Consider the following 24,312-nt stretch of genomic DNA (forward strand, 5'->3'; position numbering starts at 1 on the left):
TTTACTATTAACAAATATAATAATATAATAAAAACTACCATTTTAATTAAGGAAAGACGTGTCGTCAAAAGAAGAAAAGAAAAATTCAATTATTGAAAATGCATTAAAACTTTTTTCTAAAAAAGGTTTTTATAATACAACAATACCTGATATTGCAAAAGCTATGAGTATGAGTGTTGGAAATATGTATAATTATTTTAAATCAAAAGAAGAACTTGCAAAATTTGCTATTAAGTATTCAACTAATATTTTGGCAACTGATTTGAAAAAAATAAATGAAATGGATGCATCTTCAAAAGAAAAAATATTTTTATTTACTAAAAAATATTTAGAGAATGTTCAAAAATCTCCTGAAATTATTGAATATTTTTTAAGAGTATATTTATCAAATAGAGAAGTTTTTCAAGAAGGATGTGAAGGTTTTTTATGTGTAAGTGAATTTGTAACAGAAGTTATGATTTTACTTGATGAGGGAGCTGCTAAAAAAGAGTTTAGACAACAAGATTTCTTTCCTGCTTTTGCAATGATTATGGGAGCATTAGGTGGTTTTGCTTTTCTTTCTGGAGAGCAAGTTCTTGATAAAGATATAATAAGCTATTCAGATGATGTGGCAGAAAATATCTATAGAGCATTAAAGTATGAAAAATAATGAAAGGAATAAACCAAAAATAGTTTGGCTTCAAGCTATAACTTGTAATGGAAATACTCACTCATTTTTAAGTGCAAATGTAAATAGATTAAAACTATTTTTAAATAGTTTTGATTTGATCTATCACCCTTCTTTAACTACTGATATTTTACTAGATGATTTACTAAAAAAAGATGAAGAAATTGATTTTTTACTTGTAGAGGGTGCAATAAGTTCAAATAAAGAGTTTTTTCAACTATCAAATCAAACTACAAATGAAATTTTAAAAAAGCTTGTTTTAAAGTCAAAATATTTAATAGCTGTTGGTTCTTGTGCTTCTTATGGTGGAGTACATAAAAAGTTTGAGCAAAACAATAATATTTTGGGTTTACAAGAAGCTTTATTTGAACATGATACTTCAACTTTAAAACATCCAATCGTTAATCTTACTGGTTGTCCTGTTCATCCAGAGTGGATATTTCAAACACTATTTTCTCTTAAAGAATATAAGCAAATAGCTTTAGATGAAAAAGGAAGACCAAAAGAGATTTATTCTTATTTAGCCCATCACGGTTGTACAAGAAATGAGTATTTTGAGTGGAAAGTAGAAGCTAATTCTTTCGGATTAAAAGAAGGCTGTCTTTTTTACGAACAAGGTTGTCGTGGTCCAATGACTCACTCAAACTGTAATAAAATTCTTTGGAATGATGTAAATAGTAAAACAAGAGCAGGAATGCCCTGTATTGGCTGTACAGAGTTTGATTTTCCTAGAAATAATATGCTTGAAACAAAAAAGAATATTGGTATTCCAGATGAAGTTCCTTTAGGTGTTAGTAAAAGAGCTTATTTATCTATTGCTGGAGTAGCTAAAACTTTTAAAATAGATAGATTAAATGAAAAGATTATTAAATGAAAACTGTAGATATAGTAGAAAGAATAGAAGGTGAAGCAAAACTTGTTTGCCAATGGAATAAAGAAAAAATATCTGATGTAAAAATACAGTTTTTAAATTTTAGAGGCTTTGAGTTTATATTAAAAGATAAGCCTGCTCTAGATGCTTTAGTTTATACTCCAAGAATTTGTGGAATTTGTGGACAAGCTCATTTGAAAGCTACAGTTGAAGCTTTAGAAAATATTTACAAAAATCATAATGAAGAACTAATTTTAACTAAAAAAGCAAAATTACTTAGAGAAATAGGTTTAAATATTGAGATTATAGATTCACATATAAAATGGTTTTATATGTTTATAATGCCTGATATAGTTAAATTTTCTCAAAATAATTTAGCAGAATATACACCTTTAAAAGGGAAAAAATGGTTAGAAGCCTCAATGATTGCTAGTGAAACTATTAAATCTTTAGCACTTATTGGAGGACAATGGCCTCACACTTCTTATATGATACCTGGAGGAGTTATGAGTGATCCTACTTTATTAGATTTAATTTCTATGCAAAATTATATGGATCAAGCTATTATTTTTTTTGAAAATAGTTTAGTTGGTATTAAACTAGACAACTACCTTGATTTCAAAAAAAGTGAAGATTTATATAAAGTAAAAGGTGATTTAAAAGATTTTATAACAATCTCTTTTGAGAATGAATTTGAAAAAATTGGTAAATCCTATAATAGACATTTAGTTTTAGGTGATTCTTTATCTTTTGAAAAAGGAAAAATAAATAGAAAATTAACTAAAAATATTAGTTATGAAAATATTGAAGAACTAACATTAAATAGTTTTGATATTGATAAATCAAAAATATCAAAAGAAGCATATACTTGGTCAAAAACTGCACTATATTCAAATAACTTTTATGAAACTGGTCCACTTTCTCGTGCAATAGTACAAAATAGAGATTTTGTAAATGATATTCATAGAAAATATAAAGATTCAATGTTTACAAGAATTTTAGCACGAATGGATGAATTAGGTTTTTTACTTTTTAAAACAAAAGAGTTAATTAAACAAATAGATATAAATGAGGATTCTTTTATTAAACCAAAAGTTTCTCTTAGTGATTTTAAATATGGATTTGGACAAAGTGCAGTAGAAGCTTGTAGAGGTTCTTTATATCATGATATTGAAATTGAAAATGGAATTATTTCAAAATATGATGTGATTACACCCACTGTATGGAATCTAGGCCCAGGGATAGAAGATAAACTTTCAACTTCACAAAAAGCAATAATAGGAACAGACTCTTTAGCAAAAGCAAAACTGATTTTACGAAGCTTTGATGTATGTTCTGTTTGTACAACTCACTAATTCTGTTTCACTTTGAAACATTTTAATAAAATATAAAAAAAGCTTTAATCTTTAATGGTCTTATGCATTTTTAGAACCAAATTTTCTCTATAGGCCCATATAAATGAATATTCATTTTTTAGATGCTATCTTAATGCTATCAATTTAATTGAGATTGTTATTTTTAATAATTTGACATTAAGTAATAAAAAGTTAATTTTCTTAAAGAAATAAATGAGTATTCATTTAATAAATAAAAAGGAGAAAGGATGGTTGATTCTCAAGAAATGGTTAAAAAAGTTTTTACCACAAATTCTGCAAGAATTAATACTAATAAAGGTGATGCTTATTATAATTCGCTTTTTGAAAAAGCAAAAAGTAGATTAGCTGCATTAAGAAAGCAACCTGCACTTAAAGATATCGATTTAATGGAGGTTGTAGAAAGTGAAGGTGTAAATAGAAGAGACTTTATGAAGTGGGCAAGTGCAACAACTGCAACACTTATGTTACCTCCTATGTTTACTCCTTTAGTTGCCCAAGCAACAGAACTTATGAATAGAGTTCCTGTTGTTTGGATTGAGTTACAAGACTGTGCTGGTAACTCAGAAGCTATTTTAAGGTCAGCTACTCCAACTGTAGATGATTTACTTTTTGATGTACTATCTTTAGAGTATCATCATACATTACAAGCTGCTTCAGGTCATCAAGCTGAACATCAGTTAGAAGATGCAATTCATACTTTTAAAGGGAAATATTTACTATTTGTTGAAGGTGCAATTCCAAAAGCAATGAATGGACAATATGGAACAATTGGTCCTGGTGGTGAAACATTTGAAGATAATCTTAAAAGATTATCAAAAGATGCTGCTGCTGTAGTTGCCGTTGGTACATGTGCTACATTTGGAGGTATTCCAGCTGCTGCTCCAAATCCAACAGGTGCCGTTGGTGTTATGGATATTGTAAAAGGTAAGCCAATTATTAATATCCCTGCCTGTCCAGCAAATCCAGCTAATATGGTTGGTGTAGTTTTACATTATGTATTAACAGGTCAAATTCCTGAGTTAGACTCATTATTAAGACCTAAATTTGCATTTGGGTATAGAATTCATGATAACTGTGAAAGAAGAGCACACTTTGATGCAGGTGAGTATGTAGAAGAGTGGGGTGATGATGGAGCTAAAAATAACTGGTGTCTATACAAAATGGGTTGTAAAGGACCAATGACATTTAACAATTGTTCTATTATTAGATATAACGAAGGTGCAAACTGGCCTATTGGTGTTGGTCGTGGTTGTATTGGTTGTTCTGAACCAGATTTCTGGGATAAATATGCATATGAAAGACCAATGGCAGATGCAAATATTAAAGCTCCTACTGGTGGAGTAGAAAAAACTGTAGATGAGTTCGGTCTAGGGCTATTAACAGCTACATCAATTGGTATTGGTGTACATGCCGTAGCAAGTGCAGTTGCAGGAAAAAGAACAGTTCATAGTGAAGATGAGGAATAACAAATGAGTAAACACGTAGTAATAGATCCAATAACAAGAATTGAAGGCCATCTTAGAATTGAAGCTGTAATTGATGATAATAATGTTATTCAAGAAGCTTATAGTTCTTCAACGATGTTCAGAGGTATTGAAGAAATTTTAAAAGGTAGAGACCCAAGAGACTGTGGTCTTTTAGCTATGAGAATTTGTGGTGTATGCACAGGAACTCATTATCAAAGAAGTATTGAAGCAGTTGAACATGCATTTAACGTAACTATTCCAAAAAATGCAAGACTTGTAAGAAACCTTATGCAAGGTGGATTATATATTCATGATCATATTGTTCACTTCTATCATTTACATGCTCTTGACTGGGTAGATATTACAAAAGCTTTAGAAGCAGACCCAAAGAAAACTGTAGAAGAAGCACAAAAATGGGCTAAACTTTCAGGTCAAAGACCATGGAATGCAAGTGAAGATAATTATGCTGCAGTTCAAGAAAGAGTTACAAAGTATGTAAAACAAGGTAGACTTGGAATTTTTGGAAATGCATATTGGGGAAGTAAAGCATATAAATTAACTCCAGAGCAAAACCTAATTGGTCTTTCTCACTATTTAGATGCTTTAGAATTACAAAGAGAAGTAGCAAAAGCACAGGCTATTTTTGGTGGTAAAAACCCACACCCTCAATCAATTGTAGTTGGTGGAGTAACTTGTGTTCAAGATATCAAAAATCCAGTTAGAGTTGCAGAGTTTAAAGACATAATTCAAAAGGCTCTTAAATTTACAAAACAAGCATATTTACCTGATGTTTATATGGCTGGAACAATGTATGCTGATGAAGCACTTGAGGGTGTTGGTGGAGGACTAGGTAATTTTATGTCTTATGGTGATTTTAATTTAGATGATTTACCTTTTTATAATTCTGCTAAACTATTTCCATCAGGTATTGTTATGAATAAAGATTTATCAAAAGTTTATGAGTTGGACCAAACAAAAATCACAGAAGATGTAACTCATGCTTGGTATGAAGGAACAACAAACAAACACCCATATGATGGTGTTACAGATCCTAAGTATACTGGATTTAGGGAGAAGAAAGATGGTATTGCCTATTTAGATACTGAAAATAAATATTCATGGATTAAATCTCCATTATATGATGATGAAAGAATGGAAGTTGGTCCCTTAGCAAGAATGGTTGTTGCTGTAGCAAAAGGTGATGAGAGAATTTCCAAGTATGTAACTAAATTCTTAAAAAATGGAAACCTTCCAACAAAAGTTCTTTTCTCAACAGTAGGAAGAACAGCAGCAAGAGCTATAGAAACAGAATTGATGTGTGATGTCCTTATTGAGTGGTGTGATGAGTTAGCAGCTAATGTAGCAAGTGGTGATTTATCTACTTGGACTGAGTTTGATTTTGATAAAGTAGCAAAAGATGCTCAAGGGTTTGGTATGGCAGAGGCTCCAAGGGGTAGTTTAGGTCACTGGGTTAAAATAAAAGATGGAAAAGTTATAAATTATCAAGCAGTTGTACCTTCAACTTGGAATGCAGCACCAAAAGATTACAAAGGAAGATTAGGAGCTTATGAAGCTTCACTAGTTGGAACAAAAGTTGTTAATCCTGATGAGCCTTTAGAGATTATTAGAACAGTACATAGTTTTGACCCTTGTATTGCTTGTGCAGTTCATATAGTAGATACTAAAGGTAAAGAATTGGCAGTTTATAAAGTAGATCCTGTAGGAGGATGCCGTGCCTAAAATGAAGCGGGTTGAAAGAATGACCCCAATCATGCGAATCATTCACTGGACGAATGCTATTTGTATGATTGTTGCGGTTGCAACCGGGCTATATATCGGATATCCATATTATCAAACATTAATTGCTGACCCAGCAGTTGATAAATATGTGATGGCATGGAATAGATGGGGGCACTTCATTGCTGCAATTATCTTTGATGTTACAGCAATCTTAATTGGTTATTTATATCTTTTTTCTAGGTTTGAAAAACCTTATAAAAAGATTTTACCAACAAAGAAAAACTTTATAGAGTTTTGTGAAGTATTCTTTAATTTAATGACATTTAATAGAAGAAAAAGATTTGATTCAACACATAGTGATTCTTATAACATTATGTTCTTTACACTTTTTCATATTCTATTAGTATTTATGTTATTAACAGGACTTCAGTTGTATGTTCATGGTTTAGCATCTGGAACTAGTTCAATTGGAGCTTGGTGGCCTTGGATGTTACACTTTGCAACTGATTGGACTTTATATGTATTTGGTGGAAATATGGGAGTTAGAATTGCTCACCATACAGCTATGTATTTATTAATAATGTGGGTTATGTGTCATATTTATTATCAGGTATGGAGAACAATCTTCTGGAGAGAAGGTGATATCAATATTGTATTTGGGGGAACAAAGTTTGTTAATAAAAATATTGTTAACTCAAAAGGTGAAATTGAAAAAAATGATTGATATATCAAGGGTTATTTTAACCCTTGATAGTAAAAAACTTATTAAAACTATAAAATTAGCTTTAATAAGTTTTTTAAATTAGTAGGAATATATATGAAGAATATTGTAGTTGGGGTTGGAAATGTTTTGTTTAAAGATGAGGGGGTAGGGATTTATGCTTCTAAATTTTTACAACAAAACTATGAATTTAATGATGATTTAGAGATAATAGATGGTGGAACTTTAGGTTTTAAACTAATGACATATTTTCAAGAATATGACAATGTTATTATTTTAGATACTGTTTCTGTTGAAGATGAAGCAGGATCTATTTATAGACTTCCGTCAGAGGTTTTACTTGGAATGGGACAATATAGAAAAACAGCCCATGAAGTTGAAATTGTAGAGATGTTAGAGATTTGTTCTGTTTTGGATAAACATGCTACAGTTACTATTTTAGGTATTATTCCTGAAGATATTGAAGCAGTTGAAATAGGATTAACTTCTACTTTGGAAGATAAGTTTGATGATTTTATTTCTCAAGCTTTAGAAGAGATTGAGAATATTGGTGTAAAAGTAAAGAAAGTTGATAATAAAGACTTAAAGATTATTGCACAAGAACTAATTGGAAGTTATAATGGTGAACATTTAACTAGAATTCCAAATGAGGAAGATACAACATGGAATTAATTTATAAAATAGATTTTAATACAACAAACTTTTATTTTAAGCATATCATTGATGATTTAATAGAAGATACAAAAATTAAAGCTACATGTAAAATGTATAGGGGTTTTATTCTTTTAGTTTGTTCTGATGAAGTAGAGGAAATAGAAAACTTTTTTAAGGTACTTGAAGAAAAACTTCCTTTATCAATATTTATTTCAAATGCAGAAGTTTTAGAACACTTTGATTATGATTCATTTTTTGAACTAGAAGAACAGGATGTAAAGTTAAATCTTTCACTTCTTACAAATGATGAAATTACGAAAACTATAAATGAAAATAATATTGACTTTACAAATGATATTGATAAGATAAAAAAAGGTGGGGTATCAAGATTTGAAACTCACAATGGCTTAAAAGATTTATTTTTGCCATCTGTAAAATTAAGAGAAGAGTTTGAATCAAAAGGTTATGAAGTAAAACTTTTAATTACAAATATAAATAATATCTCAAAACTAGTAGATATTACACAAAAAGATTTACAACTTTTATGCTCAATAGAAAGGCCTCTTATAAAATTAAAATTTAAACTTTTACAAAATGCAAAAGGAGAGTTTTCAAATACTAGATTTATTTATGCCAAAATTGCAGATGATAAAGAAACTTTACTTTTTTCAAAAGCTTTAAAAGACAAAGGTTTTGATTATATACTATATGTCAATGATGAGGTTTACCAAGATGGCTTAAAAGTTACATATAATAAAGAACAAAATATTATAATTTGTGGAGAAAAGGGATTATTCCCTAAATATGATTTTGATTTAAAAAGAAGAGTTAATTCAAGTAAAGACTATTTTGAGGAGTATGGATCTGTTTATAAAGCATGTATTGCACAATTTAATAAAAGGTTAGTTTCTACTATTGGAGTATATTTTTCATATAAAAGTGATGAATCAGCTATTAAAATAAATAATGCAAAATTAGGAGAGAGAAATATAGTTTTTATTCCAAATGTTTTAAATAATATAGAAAAGTGCATTGATGATATTAGAAGTATAGATGAAAATACCAATAGATTAATTGACAATTATAAAAAAAGCTTTCCAAAATATTTTGAAAAAAAGTTTATAGATAAAGATGCAGATGGTTTTGAAGCTATTTTAAATATGCTTGCATACTGTTTAGGAATGAAAGATTATAAACAGTTTGAAGATACAGCTTTAATGTTTGGTGGTAAAAGTGGACTTCAAATTGATATGAAAGTTATGCAAATAGATGGAAAGAACTATTTAGATTATAGAAAAATTATCCAAAGTACTTTAAGTTATAAGATTGCGGGAGTAGAGGATACATTATTAGCATACTCTTTTTATGAATCATTGTGTGATTTTATTTCAGATAATGTTACAGAAATTCAAAGTGATTTTAATGCAAAAGATATTATTCTTTGTGGTGATATGTTTGCTAACTCAATTTTACTTTCTAAACTAAAGAAAAAGCTAAATACTATTAATATACTTATTCCAAAAGAATACCCTATAGATTACTAAAAAATTTACAATAAATTGGCTTAAAGTTACAAAATGAGTCAATTTATTCTAAAAAAATGAATAATCATTCATATTTTTGATTATGGTCAAGAAACTTTAACTTTTAATAGTATAAAATTTCATTAAATATAAAATGAATAATCATTCATTTAAAGAAGGATGAATTTTGCAAGAGCAAATACTATATGAAAAATTAAATAAAAGATTAAATGATTTAGAAAAACTTCCTAGACTTAAAGAAAATAAATCTATAGAGAGTCACTTAGATGAAAAGGGTGTTTCAAGAAGAGATTTTATGAAGTGGGCTACAGCAATTACTGTAATGCTTGCACTTCCAGGTTCTTTTACACCATTAGTTGCAAAGGCTGCAAAATTAAGTGATAGACTTCCTATTATCTGGTTACACATGGCTGAGTGTACTGGATGTAGTGAATCACTTTTGAGAACTGATGCTCCTACAATTGACTCCTTAATTTTTGATTATATTTCTTTAGAGTATCACGAAACCTTAATGGCAGCAGCAGGATGGCAAGCTGAGCATAATTTAGAACATGCAATTGAGGCTTATAAAGGGCAATATATTTTAATGGTTGAAGGTGGAATTCCATCAGGAAATAGTGCACATTATTTAACTATTGGAGGTCATGGGCATACTGGTGAACATTCTGCACAACTTGCATCAAAAAATGCAGCAGCAATATTTGCTATTGGCACATGTTCTTCTTTTGGAGGGGTTCAAGCAGCAATTCCAAATCCTACAGGAGCAGTTGCTTTATCAAAAGTTACAAATAAACCAGTTATAAATGTACCAGGTTGTCCTCCAAGTGAAAAAAATATTGTAGGAACTTTATTACACTATATTCTTTATGGAACACTTCCTGCCCTTGATGCCTACAATAGACCAAAATGGGCTTATGGAAGAAGAGTACATGATTTATGTGAAAGAAGAGGTCACTTTGATGCTGGAGAATTTGTAGAAGAGTTTGGAGATGAAGGTGCTAAAAAAGGTTATTGTTTATACAAAGTAGGGTGTAAAGGACCTTATACTTTTAATAACTGTTCAAAAAATAAATTTAACTCACATATGTCTTGGCCTATTCAAGCAGGTCATGGGTGTATTGGGTGTTCTGAACCAGATTTTTGGGATACGATGGGACCATTTGAAGAACCGGTTGCAAATAGATTGTATAGCACAGTATTTAAAGGTCTTGGAGCTGATGCAACAGCAGATAAAATTGGTGTTGGATTATTAACAGCTACAGGTATTGGTATTGCAGCACATGCAGCTATTTCTAAATTTAAAAATCCAAAAGATGGTGAGGAGTAAAATATGGCAAATAAAAGAGTAGTAGTAGACCCAATTACAAGGATTGAAGGACACTTAAGAATTGAGGTTGAAGTTGATGAAAACAATGTTATTCAAAATGCTTACTCTACATCAACACTTTGGAGAGGTTTAGAAACTATTGTTAAAAATAGAGACCCAAGAGATGCAGGTTTCTTAATGCAAAGAATTTGTGGTGTTTGTACTTTTTCTCACTATAGAGCAGGGATTGAAGCTGTTGAAGATGCACTTGGTATTGTTCCTCCTTTAAATGCAAAATTAACTAGGTCTTTAATGAATATGGCTTTATTTATGCATGACCATGTTGTTCACTTTTATCATTTGCATGGTCTTGATTGGGTTGATGTTGTTTCAGCACTTGATGCAGACCCTGCAAAAGCTTCTAAAGAGGCATTTAAATATGCAGAATTACCAATTGCTACTGGTGAAAATGACTTAAAAAAAGTTAAAAAAAGAGTAAAAGAGTTTGTTGATAAAGGACAATTAGGGCCTTTTGCAAATGCTTATTGGGGACATAAAACTTATAGATTAACTCCTGAGCAAAACTTAATTTTATTGTCTCACTATTTAAAAGCTTTAGAAGTACAAAGAGATTTAGCAAAACTTATGGCTATGTTTGGTGGTAAACAACCACACCCTCAAAGTTTAACTGTTGGTGGTGTAACTTGTGTAATGGACTTAATGGACCCAAGTAGAATGGGTGAGTACTTAACTTTATTTAAAGTTGGTTCAGAATTTATTGAAAATGCCTACCAAGCTGATGTTATTATGGCAGCAAAAATGTATAAAGATGAAGCATCTGTAACAGAACAAGCTGGTGTTATGAACTTTATGTCTCATCAAGAGATGCAATTAAATAAAACAGAGTTTTTATTTGATACTGGTATTATTGAAAATGGAGATTTATCAAAGGTATTTGATATTAATGAAGATTTAATCACTGAAGAAGCAACTCACTCTTGGTATGCTGATAATGAAGCTTTGCATCCATATAATGGTAAAACAAACCCTAATTATACTGGATTTAAAGATATGGATACAGTAGGTCCTGATGGAAAAATGATTCACTCTAAAGTAATCGATGAAAATGGTAAATACTCTTGGATTAAATCACCAAGATATGATGGTAAACCAATGGAAGTTGGTCCACTAGCTTGTATTTTAATTTCTTATGCAAAAGGAAATGAAAAAATTGTTCCTCTTGTAGATGATTTCTTAGCTAAAACAGGACTTCCAAAAGCAGCGTTATTTACAACTTTAGGAAGAACAGCAGCTAGAATGATTCAAGTAAGAGCAATTGCTAAACATGGATTAGAGGCATTTAATACATTAATTGAGAACTTAAAAGTTGACCAAGACACCTTTACTTCATATAAAATTGACAAAGATAAAGAGTATAGAGGAAGATTTATTGGGGATGTTCCAAGGGGTATGCTTTCTCACTGGATTAGAATTAAAAATGCAGTTGTAGAAAACTATCAAGCAGTTGTTCCGTCAACTTGGAATGCAGGGCCAATTGATTCATTAGGACAAATAGGACCTTATGAAGCAAATTTAGTGGGACTAAAAGTTCAAGACTTAACTCAACCTTTAGAGATTATTAGAGTTATTCACTCTTTTGACCCTTGTATTGCTTGTGCAGTTCATGTAATGGATAAAAAAGGTAATGATTTAGGTACATACAAGGTAGATCCATTTTATGGACTATCTTGTTAAGGAGCAGTCATGATTAAAAAACATTATGAGTTTTCATTTTGGGTTAGAATCACTCACTGGGTAAGAGCTATAGCTATTGTAGTTCTTACTTTTACTGGGTTTTATCTTGCAGTTCCTTTTATAGCTCCTGCACTTAATCAAGGAGAACCAAATAACTATTTATATGCTTTAATGAGATCATGGCATATTATTTTTGGATTTCTTTTAATTGCAGTTACAATTGGAAAGTTTTATTTATTTATTTTTGATAAACAAAGTAAGATAGAAAGAGTCTCTTTTTTGGATTTTATTAATCCAAAAGTATGGGTAAAACAAATTAAATATTATCTATTAATTGGAAAACATGCAAGACTAAAAGGAGTATATAATCCTTTACAGTTTGTTGCATATTTAGGTGTTTATATCACACTTATCGTAATATGTATTACAGGTTTAGTTTTACATATGCATGTTTATCATGAAGGGTTAGGGGGATTTTTATATGAGTTTTTAAGACCTTTAGAAGTTATGATGGGTTCTCTTGCAATGGTTAGAGAAATTCATCATATAGCTATGTGGTTTTTTATTGTATTTTTACCAATTCATATTTATCTTGCTATATTTAACTCTGTTTATGGAAAAAGTGGAGCAATGGATTCTATTGTTTCTGGATATAAATGGGAAGAAGAACATTAATGAATGTATTAATATTAGGAATAGGGAACATATTGTTTCAAGATGAAGGAATAGGGGCTCATTTTATTCATTATTTAGATGAAAAATATGAATTTGAGGCTAAAGATTCTACTGTTAGCATTGTAGATGGTGGAACATTAGCTCAAAGACTTATTCCTCTTATAGTAAAGTATGATGAGCTTATTGTAGTTGACTGTATTGATGCAGATGATTCAATGCCTGGTGATGTTTATTTTTTTGATTATCACAAAGCCCCTTCAAATATCAATTGGCAAGGAAGTGCCCATGAAGTAGAGATGCTTCAAACACTAAATATGATTGATATGAATAAAGATTTACCTCAAACGAATGTATTAGGAGTTATTCCCAAAAGAGTAGCTGATGATACTACCTTTGAATTAAGTAAAGAGATAATTAGTGCTGTCAAGCTAATGGAGGAAGTGGTAGTTAAATATCTTAATAAATTAGATATTCAAACTAAAATAAAAAATGAAACAACAATAGAACATATTGCTCAAGTTTCTTTTAAAAGAGATATTATAAATGGTCCTAAAATTTAAATTATGATATATTTTCTTTGAAATAAATATAAAGAGTTTGAAATGCTAACATATAAAATTAGAGTAAAAGGTATTGTTCAAGGAGTTGGATTTAGACCTTTTATTTTTAATTTAGCCTTAAAATACTCTATAAATGGTTGGGTAAATAATGATGAAAAAGGAGTAAATATTCTTATTTTTTCATCAAAAGAAAATACAGAAAATTTCATAAGAGAATTAGAAGAAAAACCACCACCCTTATCAAAAATAGACTCTATTGAAATAGAGGAATTAAACTCAACAAAAATTTATACAAAATTTGAAATTAAAAAAAGTAAAATAAATAATAATAAATCAACAATTATAAGTCCAGATATAGCAGTTTGCCAAGATTGTATTGATGATATAAATGATGAATCAAATTTTAGAGAAAATTATGCTTTAACAAACTGCACTAACTGTGGACCAAGATACTCTATAATTAAAACAGTTCCTTATGATAGATGTAATACTTCAATGGCAGAATTTACTCTTTGTGAAGCTTGTGAAAAAGAGTATAAAGAGCCTACTAATAGAAGATATCATGCTCAACCTATTGCATGTGAAAAATGTGGCCCAGAAGTTAGCCTTTATGATGGGAATAATAAAAAAATCTTTTCCTCTTTAGAAGCTATAAAAGAAGTAGCAAAATTAATTAATTCTGGAAAAATAATAGCTATCAAAGGACTTGGAGGTTTTCATTTAGTTTGTGATGGAACAAATGAGGAGTCTGTTAAAAACTTAAGACAAAGAAAAAATAGACCTGAAAAACCTTTTGCCGTTATGTTTAAAAGTATTGAAGAAATAAAAGAACATACCTTTTTGTCAGAAAAAGAGGAAGAACTTTTAAACTCAAAAGAGAAACCTATAGTTCTAGTTAGAAAGAAAAATAAAAGTGGACTTTCAAATAGTGTAGCACCAAATATTGATAGATTAGGGTGCTTTATTGCTTATACTCCTTTGCATTATATACTTTTTAGATATTTAAATAATCCAATAGTTGCAACAAGTGCAAATCTAAAAGATGAGCCAATCATAAGATTTAAAGATGAAATATTAAAAAAACTTGCAGATGTAGTAGATTTTGTATTGGATTTTAATAGAGATATAGTAAATGCTTGTGATGACTCTGTTGTTCAAGTTGTAAATGATGATATTAGTAAACTTAGAAATGCAAGGGGTTATGCCCCAACTTCTTTAAAATTAGAAAAAAAAGTTTCTAAAAAAATATTAGCCCTTGGAGCAAATCAAAAGTCAACTATTGCTTTAGCTTTTGAAGATAATCTTATTTTATCACCTCATATTGGGGATTTAAACTCAATTGAGTCAATGGAATATTTTAAACGAACTATTGAAACTTTTAAAAACTTTTATGACTTTGAACCTGATGTAATAGTTTGTGATAAACATCCAAATTATGAAAATACTAAATGGGCAAAAACTTTAAATAAAGAGCTTGTTTTTGTACAACACCATTATGCTCATATTTTATCAACAATGGCAGAATATAAACTAAAAGAAAAAGTACTTGGTTTTGCTTTTGATGGAACTGGATATGGAGATGATGGAAACATTTGGGGTGGGGAAGTTTTTATTTGTAATAATAAAAGCTATGAAAGAGCTTATCATCTAAAATATTTTAAACTTTTAGGTGGTGAGAAAGCAGTAAAAGAACCTAAAAGGGTTGCTTTATCTTTATTATTTGAAGAGTTTACATTAGAGGAAGTTTTATCTTTAGAAAGTTCTGTTGTTAAACAGTTTAGTAAGAAAGAAATCAAGATGCTTCATATGGCTTGGGTAAAAGGTTTAAATTCTCCACTTACAAGCTCTATGGGAAGATTATTTGATGCAATTGCTTCTTTATCTAATCTTGTTCATATTCAAAGTTATGAAGGACAAACGGGACTTGCAATCGAGCAAAATTATGATAAAACTATTGTTGAGAATTTTGATTTTGAAGTTATTAATAATCAAATTGATTTATCTCCTATGATAAATCAAATATTAAAAGAGAAAGAGATAAAAGTTATTTGCTCGAAATTCATAAATACTTTAGTAGAAATAATTCTTTATATAAGTAAAGACTACGAAAAATTACCATTAGTTCTTAGTGGGGGAGTTTTTCAGAATAAAACTTTAATAGACCTAGTTTGTAAAAAATTAAAGGAAATGAAACGAAAATATTTTTATTCTAAACAAATACCTTTGAATGATGGAGGAATTTCAATTGGTCAAATCTATTATATAAGTTAAAATTTCAAAAAATTACATAAAAGTCACATCTTTATTTAAAATAAATTTAGATAAAATAAATTCTTTAATTAAGGAGCTTTTTTGATTAGTTCAAGATTTAGTAAAATAGGATTTATTTTAGCTGCTGTTGGTTCAGCAGTTGGGTTAGGAAATATTTGGAAATTTCCATATGTAACTGGAGAATATGGGGGTGGTGCTTTTGTATTAGTATATTTGATTACCGCTTTATTTATTGGAGTTTTTATTCTTATCTCAGAGTTACTTATAGGTAAACTTGGAAGAAATGATGCTGTATCAATGTTTGAAAACCTAGCAACAAAGCATAAAAAACTTTGGAAGTATGCTGGTTTTATGGCTTTTGTACCCTTAATAATTCTTACATATTATTCTGTTGTGATTGGTTGGATTTTTCATTATATATCAATTTCTCTTCAAGGTTTACCTCATACCGTAGAACAATCAACTGAAGTTTTTATGACTTTATTAACTACTGATATTCAAACTCAATTGTTTTATCATACTGTTGTATTTGTATTAGTTACTGCAATTATTTTAAGGGGAATAAAAGGTGGTATTGAAAAAATAAATAAAATCTTAATGCCTTTATTAGGAATTTTATTAGGAATTTTATTAATTTATTCAATTAGTATAGATAGTTTTTCTAATGCTTTTTCTTTCATGTTTAATCCTGATTTTTCTAAATTATCTTCAGAAGCAGTGATTGTAGCAATTGGACAAGCTTTTTATACTTTGTCTTTAGGAATGGGGATTATTATTACTTATGCTGCTTCTTTACCTAAAGATAGTAATATTGTAAAATCATCTATTCTAATTTCAATTATAGATACAACAGTTGCAATTGTTGCAGGTCTTATTATTTTTACTTTATTATTTGATAAAGGTGCAGAATCAACAAAAGGTGCAGGTTTAGTATTTATTTCATTACCTTCAGTATTTTATGAGTTTGGTTCAGTGGGTTCTTTTTTAGCTTTATTATTTTTTATTGCAATTGCTTTTGCTGGAATTACTTCTGCTGTTTCAATGATAGAACCAGCCGTAGAATATTTTGAAAATAGATTTAATTTTTCAAGAATAAAAGCAACTATGATTTGTGGTATTTTATTTTATCTAGTAGGAGTTGCAGTTTTATTATCTAATATAGAAGCTTATTCTGAAGTTTTTAAAATAGGTGAAAAAAGTTTATTTGATTGGTTGGATTTTGTTTGTTCAACTATTTTAGTTCCAATTGGAGGGATTTTAGTAGTTGTCTTTATTGGGCATTATATGGATAAAAAAGAAATAGAAAATGAACTTATTCCTGTAATGGGAGAGTTTTTAACTAAATTTTGGTTCTTTATGGTTAGATTTATAATTCCAATTGCATTAGTTATTGTTATTTTAAATGAAACAGGACTTTTTAAATTCTAATCTAAAAAAATGTACAATAACAAAAATAAAAAGCAGAGGCTAAGGCTTCTGCTTTTTTTATAAGTAAAGTAGGAATTAAAATGATAAAAACAACAAATGAAATCTCAAAAGAAGATGGATATTCAAGATATAATTTTTTTGAAATTCATCCCGATTTGGAAGCTATTATTCATAAAGATTATCAAAAATATGGAACTGATGAGTTTGATAGAAAAGAGTATTGTGAAAATATGTATAAAGAAAATTTTTATGATAAGTATGATGAAACAGTTTATAAAGAGGTTTATGACAAGTATATAAACAATGAGAAGTTTAAAGAAAAAGCAATGTTTATATATGCAATCATTGATTTTGATAAATATAAACAGTTTGTTGAGTTAAATGAGACAATAGAAAATCCTTCTGAACTAATTATTTCATATAGTATTTTAGATAATACAGGAGTAAAAGTAAATATTTATAATATTTCAATTACAGATATCTCTTTTGTATTTTAATATAAATAGTTAGAATTTCTAACTATTTATATCTTTTTCTATATCTTCTTTTCCTTCAAATTCTTTTTCATTTGCATTTTTAACTACAGTGCTTGCAATCTTAGAAGTGTTTAAAGCTACTTCTTCTGTTTTATTGGCAATTGAGGCATTTTTTTGTGTCTGCTCATCTAAAGAGTTAATTGCTTCATTTATTTGAACAATACCTGTTTGTTGTTCTTTTGAAGCATTAGAAATATCTTCTATAAGTTCTATTGTTTGAGTAATATTATTTTTTAGGTTTATATAACCATTTTGCATTTCATTTGAAATATCTTTACCTTCATTTGCTTTTAATGTTGCAGTTTCAACTAATTCTTTAATTTGTTTTGCTGCTTCAGCAGATCTAGTTGCTAAGTTTCTTACTTCTTGGGCAACTACTGCAAAACCTTTTCCTGCTTCACCAGCAGTTGCAGCTTCAACTGCAGCATTTAGTGAAAGAATATTTGTTTGGAATGCAATTTGATCAATCACTGTAATTGCTTCATTAATAGAGTTTACTTGTTCATCAATTTCACTCATAGCCTCATTTGTTTTAAGAGCTAATTTCTCACCTTCATTTGCAGAGGCAGTAACATCTGTTGTTAACTCACTCATTTGAGTTATTTTATTTGTTGTAAGTGTTATATTACTAGTAATCTCTTCTAAAGCAGCAGCTGTTTCTTCTAAAGATGCAGCAGCTTCATTTGAGTTAATATTTAAGATATTAACATTTTCTAAAAGAGAGTTAGAGCTATGATTTAAAATAAGTCCATTTTTTTTGTTTTCAATTAACATTTTAGTAATAGAAATACCTAGATTATTTACACCATTAGCAAGTTTTTCAAGGTGTTCTTTTATTCCATTAGTATCTATTTTATTTAAATAATTATACTTTGAGAACTCTTCTAATACATCTAAAATATTTTCAATGTTTTTCTCAAAATTATTACCCATTTTATTTAATACATCTTTTAATTTATTTAAAGATGGATTTGAAACATTAGTAGTAATTCTTTGACATAAATCTCCTTGTTCAAACTCACTTAATACTTCTACTGTTTCTTGAATAATAGCTCTATCTTCATCAATAGATTTTTTTGTTTTTGTAATATTTTCATTTACAACTTTTGACATAATCCCTATTTCTGATTTTGTGTTATTTTTTATAGGTTCTGTATTTTCAATTTCTCTGTTAATATATTTAAAGAAGCTCATTAAACCTTTTTGAAATTCATTTATTTCTTCACTGATAGATTTTGGTATAAATACTGATAATAAAATAATTAAAATAAGAATAACTAGTGAAATAAGTATAGTTATAGTTTTTAGGATATTATTATTTTCAGCAACTTCTGGTCCTATTGTGTCTTGTTCTTTCTTTATAGAAATTTTAATTTTTTCTGCAATCTCTGCAATCTCTGGTCCAATAGCATTAACTATATTTATATTTAAATCTCTTTTTGAAATGGCTTCACTCATCATTTTTAGATTATTCATATATAAGTTAAGAAATTTTGTAGCTTTTTCGACTTCTATTTTTTCTTTATTATTTTTAATAATTATTCTAATTGAGTTTAAGCTCTTTTTTAAATTATCAAACTCTGCATAAGCTTTTTTTATATCATCTTTATTGCTATTGACATAGTATTTTGTAGTACTAAGTCTTATAAGTAATAATGTTCTAAGAGCTTTTGCAGTTTGTAGTGAAGTATAGTTTTCTTTATTTTTATATCTATCATTCATAATTGATGTAAGCGAATCTTCAATATTATTACCGTGTGTTGCAAGTTTTGAAAAATAATCATTTTCTGATTTCATGTAAATAATTATTTCTTTAAACTTTTTATTATAATCAATGAGTTTTTTATCTAATTCTTGAATAAACTTTACTCTAGTAGGTTTTTGAATATTCTTTTTAGCTTCTTTTAATAGCTGCAATGTTTTTTGATAATAGTGTGAATATTCTTCTATGTCTTTTTTTGATGAACTATTCAAATAATCTTTAACATTCATTCTTATCATTAACATATTTGATTGAATTTGACTTGCAAGAATATTGTCTCTTGCCATTTCTCTGTAGTGAGTAAATCCTTTTGATGATTTATTAATTCCTAATATACTATATACAGATACGATAGACAATAATATAATTATTGTTCCAAATGAAATTAAAAGTTTATTTTTAATTGTCATTTTAAATCCTTTTTCTATCAATGTAACATTGATAAATAATATTAATATTATAATAGTATTCCAACAAAATTTTATTTAAGCTTAAATAAAAATATATAATATTATTTATTTATAAGAAAGAAAGATTTGTCTCAAAATTTATTAATACTTTAGTAAGAAGAAGAAAAATGTCATACTAATGTCACATAAAAATCATATTATTACTTTATTACAATATTTATGAAGGAGACGTTATGTTAAGTAACAAAATGAAAATGTTACTACCTATTCTTGTAGCTATAGTTATTGCTCTTCTACCAACCCCAGAAGGTTTAAGTACAAATGCACACTATTTTTTTGCAGTATTTTTAGGTGTAATTGTAGGTTTGATTTTAGAACCAATTCCTGCTGCTTTAATAGGTTTAACAGGTGTAGCTTTTTGTGCAACTTTTGGTTTAGTAGGTGAGAGTGCAAAAGCTAGTAGAGATTGGGCATTAAGTGGTTTTTCAAATGGAGTTATCTGGTTGATTTTTGCGGCATTTATGTTTGCCTTAGGTTATAAAAAATCAGGTTTAGGTAAACGTATCGCTTTATTACTTGTAAAATATTTAGGAAAAACTTCATTAGGATTAGGTTATGCTGTGGCTTTTTCTGATGGTATTTTATCTCCTTTTATGCCTTCAAATACGGCAAGAAGTGCAGGTACAATTTTCCCAATAGCAATTAATATTCCTCAAATGTTTAATTCTACTCCTGAAAATGAACCAAGAAAATTGGGTGCATATATTTCTTGGGTTGCAATTGCAGCAACGTGCGTAACAAGTTCTATGTTTTTAACAGCACTTGCACCGAACTTACTTGCAGTTTCTTTAGTGGAAAAAAATGCAGGTATTGTAATTGAATGGGGACAATGGTTTTCAACTTTAGCAATAATAATGATTCCTTTATTTTTACTTATTCCTTATTTGTCATACTTAATTTATCCACCTGAACAAAAATATTCTCCTGAAGCACCAATTTGGGCAAAAGATGAATTAAAAAAAATGGGTTCAATTACAAAAAAAGAGTTACTAATGTTAGGTTTAGGTGTGCTTGCTCTTCTTATGTGGATTTTTGGAAAATCTATAGGTGTAAATAGTACAGTTGCTGCCTTAGCTGTATTATCTTTACTTGTATTAACAAATGTAATTTCATGGGAAGATGTTATTACTAATAAAGCTGCAATCAATGTATTCATTTGGTTTGCTACTTTAGTTGCAATGGCAAGTGGCTTGAAAAAAGTGGGATATTTAGATTGGGCAGCAGGTTTAATTTCAAATTGGTTAGGAGGACTAACCCCAACTGTAGTTATAATAGTTTTAGTTGTATTATTCTTTTTATTTCATTATTTATTTGCTAGTGTTACAGCACATGTTGTTGCTTTATTACCACTATTTTTAGGAATAGGTATGAATTTAATTCCAGCAGATATGGTTCCTTCTTTAGCTTTATTATTAGTTGGTTCTTTAGGTCTAATGGGAATTTTAACTCCTTATGCAACAGGACCATCACCTATTTGGTATGGAGCAGGATATATTTCTCAAGCGACTTGGTGGCTATTAGGTGCAATATTTGGAATAATTTTCCTTTCTGCACTAGTTCTTCTTGCATTCTTCATTATTTAAAAAGTAGCATCTTTTAAGATGCTACTTTTTATTTCTTTAATATTTTATGGAGATTCTTAATTGAAGATTTTACTTTTACAATCTGATAAAAAAGTATCAAAAGATATAAGAGATGTCCTAGAAAAAGAAAACTACAGTCTTGATGTTTTTTTTGATGGACAAGAAGCCTTAGAGTTTTTAAGTAATGGCTATAGTTGCTATATTTTAGATGCAGAAGCATCTTCTATAGATGGTTTATATTTATTAGAATTGATTAGATTAACAAACAAAAGTATTCCTATTATAATCACTTCAAATAATGATTTTGTAAAAATAAAAAAGGCTTATGATTTAGGTTGTTGTGATTGTTTAAAAAAACCTTTTTATCTTATTGAGTTAGTAAGTAAAGTAAAAAAACTATGTTGTATTAAATGTAGGTTTTTAGAGTTTGATGAAAACTTTAAATTTGATTTTATTAATTATGTTTTATATAAAGACAATAATGAAATTCAGTTAACAAAAAAAGAGATTTTATTTTTATCACTATTTTGTGAGAGACTTAATAAAGTAGCAACTTATGAAGAAATAACTGAGTATGTATGGGAAGGTGAACAAACAAACTTAACAAATATTAGAGCTATGATAAAAAGACTTAGAAAAAAATTACCAAAAGATAGTATAGAAATTATAAAAGGTTTGGGATATTCTTTAAGTAAAAAAGTTAAACTAATATAGATGAAATCTCATCTATATTAGTTAATATTTCTAATAGGTTTTACTTTTTTCTCTATAAATATAGCCCCAAAAGGGATTAAAGATAAAATAAAAAGTTGTAAAGTTAAACTATTTTCCCATTCATGTCTAATTTTTGCTTCAAATAAAGAAAGCATAAAAATAATAAATAAAACACCATGAGCCATACCTATGATTTTTACAGGCTGAGGATCTCCTCCAATATATTTTATAGGCATAGCAATAAGTACTAAGACTAGAAAAGAAAGGCCTTCAATGGCAGAAATAACTCTAAAACGTCCTAAAGCAGAATTTAACATATTTTTTCCTTCTTTTTTTATTAAATTATATTCTTTTAAAATTATAGCTACTTTAGAGTGTAAATTTAGTGTACTCTTTAAAATATAGGTTTTTTAAAATTTTAATTTGTTCATTTTGTAGGTAATTAAATTTAAATTCACACTCTTTTAGGTAATAAAAGAAGTTTTCATCATCTATTCCTTTATATTTTCTAAGATTTTTTTCTAAATATTTCCAAAAAATATTTAGAGGAGTAGAATAGGAATCTTTAGAAAAAATTCTATGCCATTTTAAATAGTTTTCAAAGGTTTTATTATCGTCTTCATTATTATATAGGGGGAGTTTTGGCATTAAAAGAGTATAAATTCTTTTATTTGAATAAAAACCTATGATATTGATTGCTTCATATAAAGATTTTTTCTTTTCTTTTTTTTGTTTATCATTAAAATAATAAAACTCTTCATATGAACTATTATCTTTTGGTAAAGATTGATAAGTTTCTTCTAAATAGTTTGAAATAAGTTTTCTAAAAAGGTTGTATCTATTTTTTATAGTACGATAATTAACATTTAAAAGCTTTGCACATTTATTTGCGCTTATTTGATTACAGAAAAATTCAATAACAGTAATATCTGTTTCAAATTTTTTTACAGAAAACTTTTTTTTACATGAAGAACATTTTTTATAATTGTTCTTTAAATGGTATAATTGTTTATTGTTACAATATGGGCATTTTTTTATCATATTTTATTTTACTATTTTTGTCCTAAAAGTACATAAGTAGTATAAGCTATTAGCTTGCTTTCAGCTTCTAGAAAATAAACTATAGTTTATATAAATGAACATTCATTAAATAAAGGAAAAACTATGTGTCAAGATTGCGGATGCTCAATAACAGACCATCATCATGAACATCATGGAGATTCAGACTCTCATCAATCAGCTCATGAAACCTTACATCATAACCCACAATTAAATGATAGTAAGACAATTTCAGTCATTAAAAAAATTTTAGATAAAAATGACCATGAAGCAGCTCATAATAGAGCACACTTTGATAAACATAATGTTTTAGGAGTTAATTTAATGTCAAGTCCTGGAAGTGGGAAAACAACTCTTTTAGAGCATTTATCTGAACTTACAAATTTTAAATTTGGTGTTGTAGAAGGTGATTTAGAAACAAATAAAGATGCTGATAGGTTAAAAGAAAAAGATATAAAAGCTGTACAAATTCAAACAGGTAGTGCCTGTCATTTAGATGCTTTTATGGTTCATAAAGGTTTGCATGATATGCCTTTAGAAGAACTAGATGTATGTTTTGTAGAAAATGTAGGAAATCTTGTATGTCCAGCTTCTTATGATGTTGGTACTCATTTAAATATCGTTCTTGTTTCTATTCCAGAAGGAGAAGATAAAATTGCAAAATATCCTGTTATGTTTCGAACAGCTGATTTAATATTATTTACAAAAACAGATCTTCTTCCATATTTTGAATATGATTTAGAAAAAGAAAAAGAAGTTGCAAGAAAGCTAAAACCAAATGTAGATATTTTAGAAGTATCAATAAAAGATAAAGATAGTTTACAAGCAGTTGTTGAGTGGATTAATTTTAAAAGAAAAATGAGATAATATGTGTTTATCAATACCATCAAAAATTACAAAAATAGATAAAGAAAATAATATAGCAACCGTTGATACAATGGGAGTAGAAAGACAAGCTTCTTTAGAACTAGTTGATCAGGCTGTGGAAGTTGGGGATTATGTACTTATTCATATTGGTTTTGCAATGAATAAAATAAATGAAGAAGATGCTTTAGCTTCTTTAGAGGTTTATAAAGAAATTATAGAAAAAATGGAAGAAGATGAACGTCGTCAGGCAATACTTGAAGATGAAGCCTGTCCCAATAAGGCTTAAG

Annotated in this window: 22 protein-coding genes; 19 read left to right on the forward strand and 3 right to left on the reverse strand. The window is 28.5% G+C overall.

The window, feature by feature from the left end:
• Positions 1 to 58 precede the first annotated feature (58 nt).
• The 15 genes from CP965_RS00210 (at position 59) to CP965_RS00280 (ending at position 17,531) form a co-directional block, all read left to right on the forward strand.
• A complete protein-coding gene (locus tag CP965_RS00210) occupies positions 59 to 649 on the forward strand; it encodes a TetR/AcrR family transcriptional regulator (RefSeq protein WP_129060017.1) in 591 nt (196 codons plus the stop codon).
• Positions 639 to 1,541 carry an NADH-quinone oxidoreductase subunit B family protein gene (locus tag CP965_RS00215; protein ID WP_129060018.1) on the forward strand — a complete coding sequence of 301 codons (903 nt, stop codon included), beginning with the start codon at positions 639 to 641 and terminating at the stop codon, positions 1,539 to 1,541. Before CP965_RS00210 ends, CP965_RS00215 begins: the two co-directional genes overlap by 11 nt.
• On the forward strand, positions 1,538 to 2,893 hold the full coding sequence (locus tag CP965_RS00220; protein ID WP_129060019.1) for a nickel-dependent hydrogenase large subunit: 1,356 nt from the start codon (positions 1,538 to 1,540) through the stop codon (positions 2,891 to 2,893). The genes CP965_RS00215 and CP965_RS00220 overlap by 4 nt, the downstream gene beginning before the upstream one ends.
• Positions 2,894 to 3,141: 248 nt before the next feature.
• Positions 3,142 to 4,380: a hydrogenase small subunit gene (locus CP965_RS00225; protein ID WP_129060020.1), complete on the forward strand. Its 1,239-nt coding sequence runs from the start codon at positions 3,142 to 3,144 to the stop codon at positions 4,378 to 4,380.
• 3 nt (positions 4,381 to 4,383) lie between these two features.
• Positions 4,384 to 6,120 (forward strand): nickel-dependent hydrogenase large subunit, encoded by a 1,737-nt coding sequence (locus CP965_RS00230; RefSeq protein ID WP_129060021.1) that lies wholly within the window; start codon positions 4,384 to 4,386, stop codon positions 6,118 to 6,120.
• A gap of 1 nt (position 6,121) precedes the next feature.
• Positions 6,122 to 6,844, forward strand: a complete 723-nt coding sequence (locus CP965_RS00235; RefSeq protein ID WP_129060789.1) for a cytochrome b/b6 domain-containing protein — start codon at positions 6,122 to 6,124, stop codon at positions 6,842 to 6,844.
• 93 nt (positions 6,845 to 6,937) lie between these two features.
• Complete coding sequence (locus CP965_RS00240; RefSeq protein ID WP_129060022.1) at positions 6,938 to 7,513, forward strand: HyaD/HybD family hydrogenase maturation endopeptidase; 576 nt, start codon at positions 6,938 to 6,940, stop codon at positions 7,511 to 7,513.
• On the forward strand, positions 7,504 to 9,039 hold the full coding sequence (locus CP965_RS00245; RefSeq protein WP_129060023.1) for a Kae1-like domain-containing protein: 1,536 nt from the start codon (positions 7,504 to 7,506) through the stop codon (positions 9,037 to 9,039). Before CP965_RS00240 ends, CP965_RS00245 begins: the two co-directional genes overlap by 10 nt.
• 166 nt (positions 9,040 to 9,205) lie before the next feature.
• A complete protein-coding gene (locus tag CP965_RS00250) occupies positions 9,206 to 10,366 on the forward strand; it encodes a hydrogenase small subunit (RefSeq protein WP_129060024.1) in 1,161 nt (386 codons plus the stop codon).
• 3 nt (positions 10,367 to 10,369) lie between these two features.
• Positions 10,370 to 12,100, forward strand: coding sequence for a nickel-dependent hydrogenase large subunit (locus CP965_RS00255; protein WP_129060025.1), 1,731 nt, complete (start codon positions 10,370 to 10,372; stop codon positions 12,098 to 12,100).
• A 9-nt stretch (positions 12,101 to 12,109) separates the two neighbouring features.
• Positions 12,110 to 12,775 (forward strand): Ni/Fe-hydrogenase, b-type cytochrome subunit, encoded by a 666-nt coding sequence (gene cybH / locus CP965_RS00260; protein ID WP_129060026.1) that lies wholly within the window; start codon positions 12,110 to 12,112, stop codon positions 12,773 to 12,775.
• On the forward strand, positions 12,775 to 13,335 hold the full coding sequence (locus CP965_RS00265) for a HyaD/HybD family hydrogenase maturation endopeptidase (protein WP_164970966.1): 561 nt from the start codon (positions 12,775 to 12,777) through the stop codon (positions 13,333 to 13,335). The genes cybH and CP965_RS00265 overlap by 1 nt, the downstream gene beginning before the upstream one ends.
• A 42-nt stretch (positions 13,336 to 13,377) precedes the next feature.
• Complete coding sequence (gene hypF / locus CP965_RS00270; RefSeq protein WP_129060028.1) at positions 13,378 to 15,606, forward strand: carbamoyltransferase HypF; 2,229 nt, start codon at positions 13,378 to 13,380, stop codon at positions 15,604 to 15,606.
• Positions 15,607 to 15,687: 81 nt separating this feature from the next.
• Positions 15,688 to 17,034, forward strand: coding sequence for a sodium-dependent transporter (locus CP965_RS00275; protein WP_129060029.1), 1,347 nt, complete (start codon positions 15,688 to 15,690; stop codon positions 17,032 to 17,034).
• 80 nt (positions 17,035 to 17,114) lie between these two features.
• Positions 17,115 to 17,531, forward strand: coding sequence for a hypothetical protein (locus tag CP965_RS00280; protein WP_129060030.1), 417 nt, complete (start codon positions 17,115 to 17,117; stop codon positions 17,529 to 17,531).
• Positions 17,532 to 17,549: 18 nt separating this feature from the next.
• Here the strand turns inward: CP965_RS00280 and CP965_RS00285 are convergent, their stop codons facing one another.
• Positions 17,550 to 19,742 carry a HAMP domain-containing methyl-accepting chemotaxis protein gene (locus tag CP965_RS00285; RefSeq protein WP_228712643.1) on the reverse strand — a complete coding sequence of 731 codons (2,193 nt, stop codon included), beginning with the start codon at positions 19,740 to 19,742 and terminating at the stop codon, positions 17,550 to 17,552.
• 233 nt (positions 19,743 to 19,975) lie between these two features.
• Here CP965_RS00285 and CP965_RS00290 point away from each other — a divergent pair, with 233 nt between their 5' ends.
• Both CP965_RS00290 and CP965_RS00295 read left to right on the forward strand, forming a co-directional pair.
• Positions 19,976 to 21,385: a DASS family sodium-coupled anion symporter gene (locus CP965_RS00290; protein ID WP_164970967.1), complete on the forward strand. Its 1,410-nt coding sequence runs from the start codon at positions 19,976 to 19,978 to the stop codon at positions 21,383 to 21,385.
• A 60-nt stretch (positions 21,386 to 21,445) separates the two neighbouring features.
• On the forward strand, positions 21,446 to 22,099 hold the full coding sequence (locus tag CP965_RS00295; RefSeq protein WP_129060031.1) for a response regulator transcription factor: 654 nt from the start codon (positions 21,446 to 21,448) through the stop codon (positions 22,097 to 22,099).
• A 17-nt stretch (positions 22,100 to 22,116) separates the two neighbouring features.
• Here CP965_RS00295 and CP965_RS00300 read toward each other — a convergent pair whose 3' ends face one another.
• Both CP965_RS00300 and CP965_RS00305 read right to left on the reverse strand, forming a co-directional pair.
• Entirely contained in the window at positions 22,117 to 22,500 is a 384-nt protein-coding gene (locus CP965_RS00300; RefSeq protein WP_323807963.1) for a DUF3817 domain-containing protein, read from the reverse strand.
• Positions 22,469 to 23,140 carry a hypothetical protein gene (locus CP965_RS00305; RefSeq protein ID WP_129060033.1) on the reverse strand — a complete coding sequence of 224 codons (672 nt, stop codon included), beginning with the start codon at positions 23,138 to 23,140 and terminating at the stop codon, positions 22,469 to 22,471. Before CP965_RS00305 ends, CP965_RS00300 begins: the two co-directional genes overlap by 32 nt.
• 123 nt (positions 23,141 to 23,263) lie before the next feature.
• Here CP965_RS00305 and hypB point away from each other — a divergent pair, with 123 nt between their 5' ends.
• Positions 23,264 to 24,025 carry a hydrogenase nickel incorporation protein HypB gene (gene hypB / locus CP965_RS00310; RefSeq protein WP_129060034.1) on the forward strand — a complete coding sequence of 254 codons (762 nt, stop codon included), beginning with the start codon at positions 23,264 to 23,266 and terminating at the stop codon, positions 24,023 to 24,025.
• A 1-nt stretch (position 24,026) separates the two neighbouring features.
• Entirely contained in the window at positions 24,027 to 24,311 is a 285-nt protein-coding gene (locus CP965_RS00315) for a HypC/HybG/HupF family hydrogenase formation chaperone (RefSeq protein ID WP_129060035.1), read from the forward strand.
• Position 24,312: the final 1 nt, after the last annotated feature.

The organism is Halarcobacter mediterraneus, assembly GCF_004116625.1.
Taxonomy (GTDB): Bacteria; Campylobacterota; Campylobacteria; order Campylobacterales; family Arcobacteraceae; genus Halarcobacter; species Halarcobacter mediterraneus.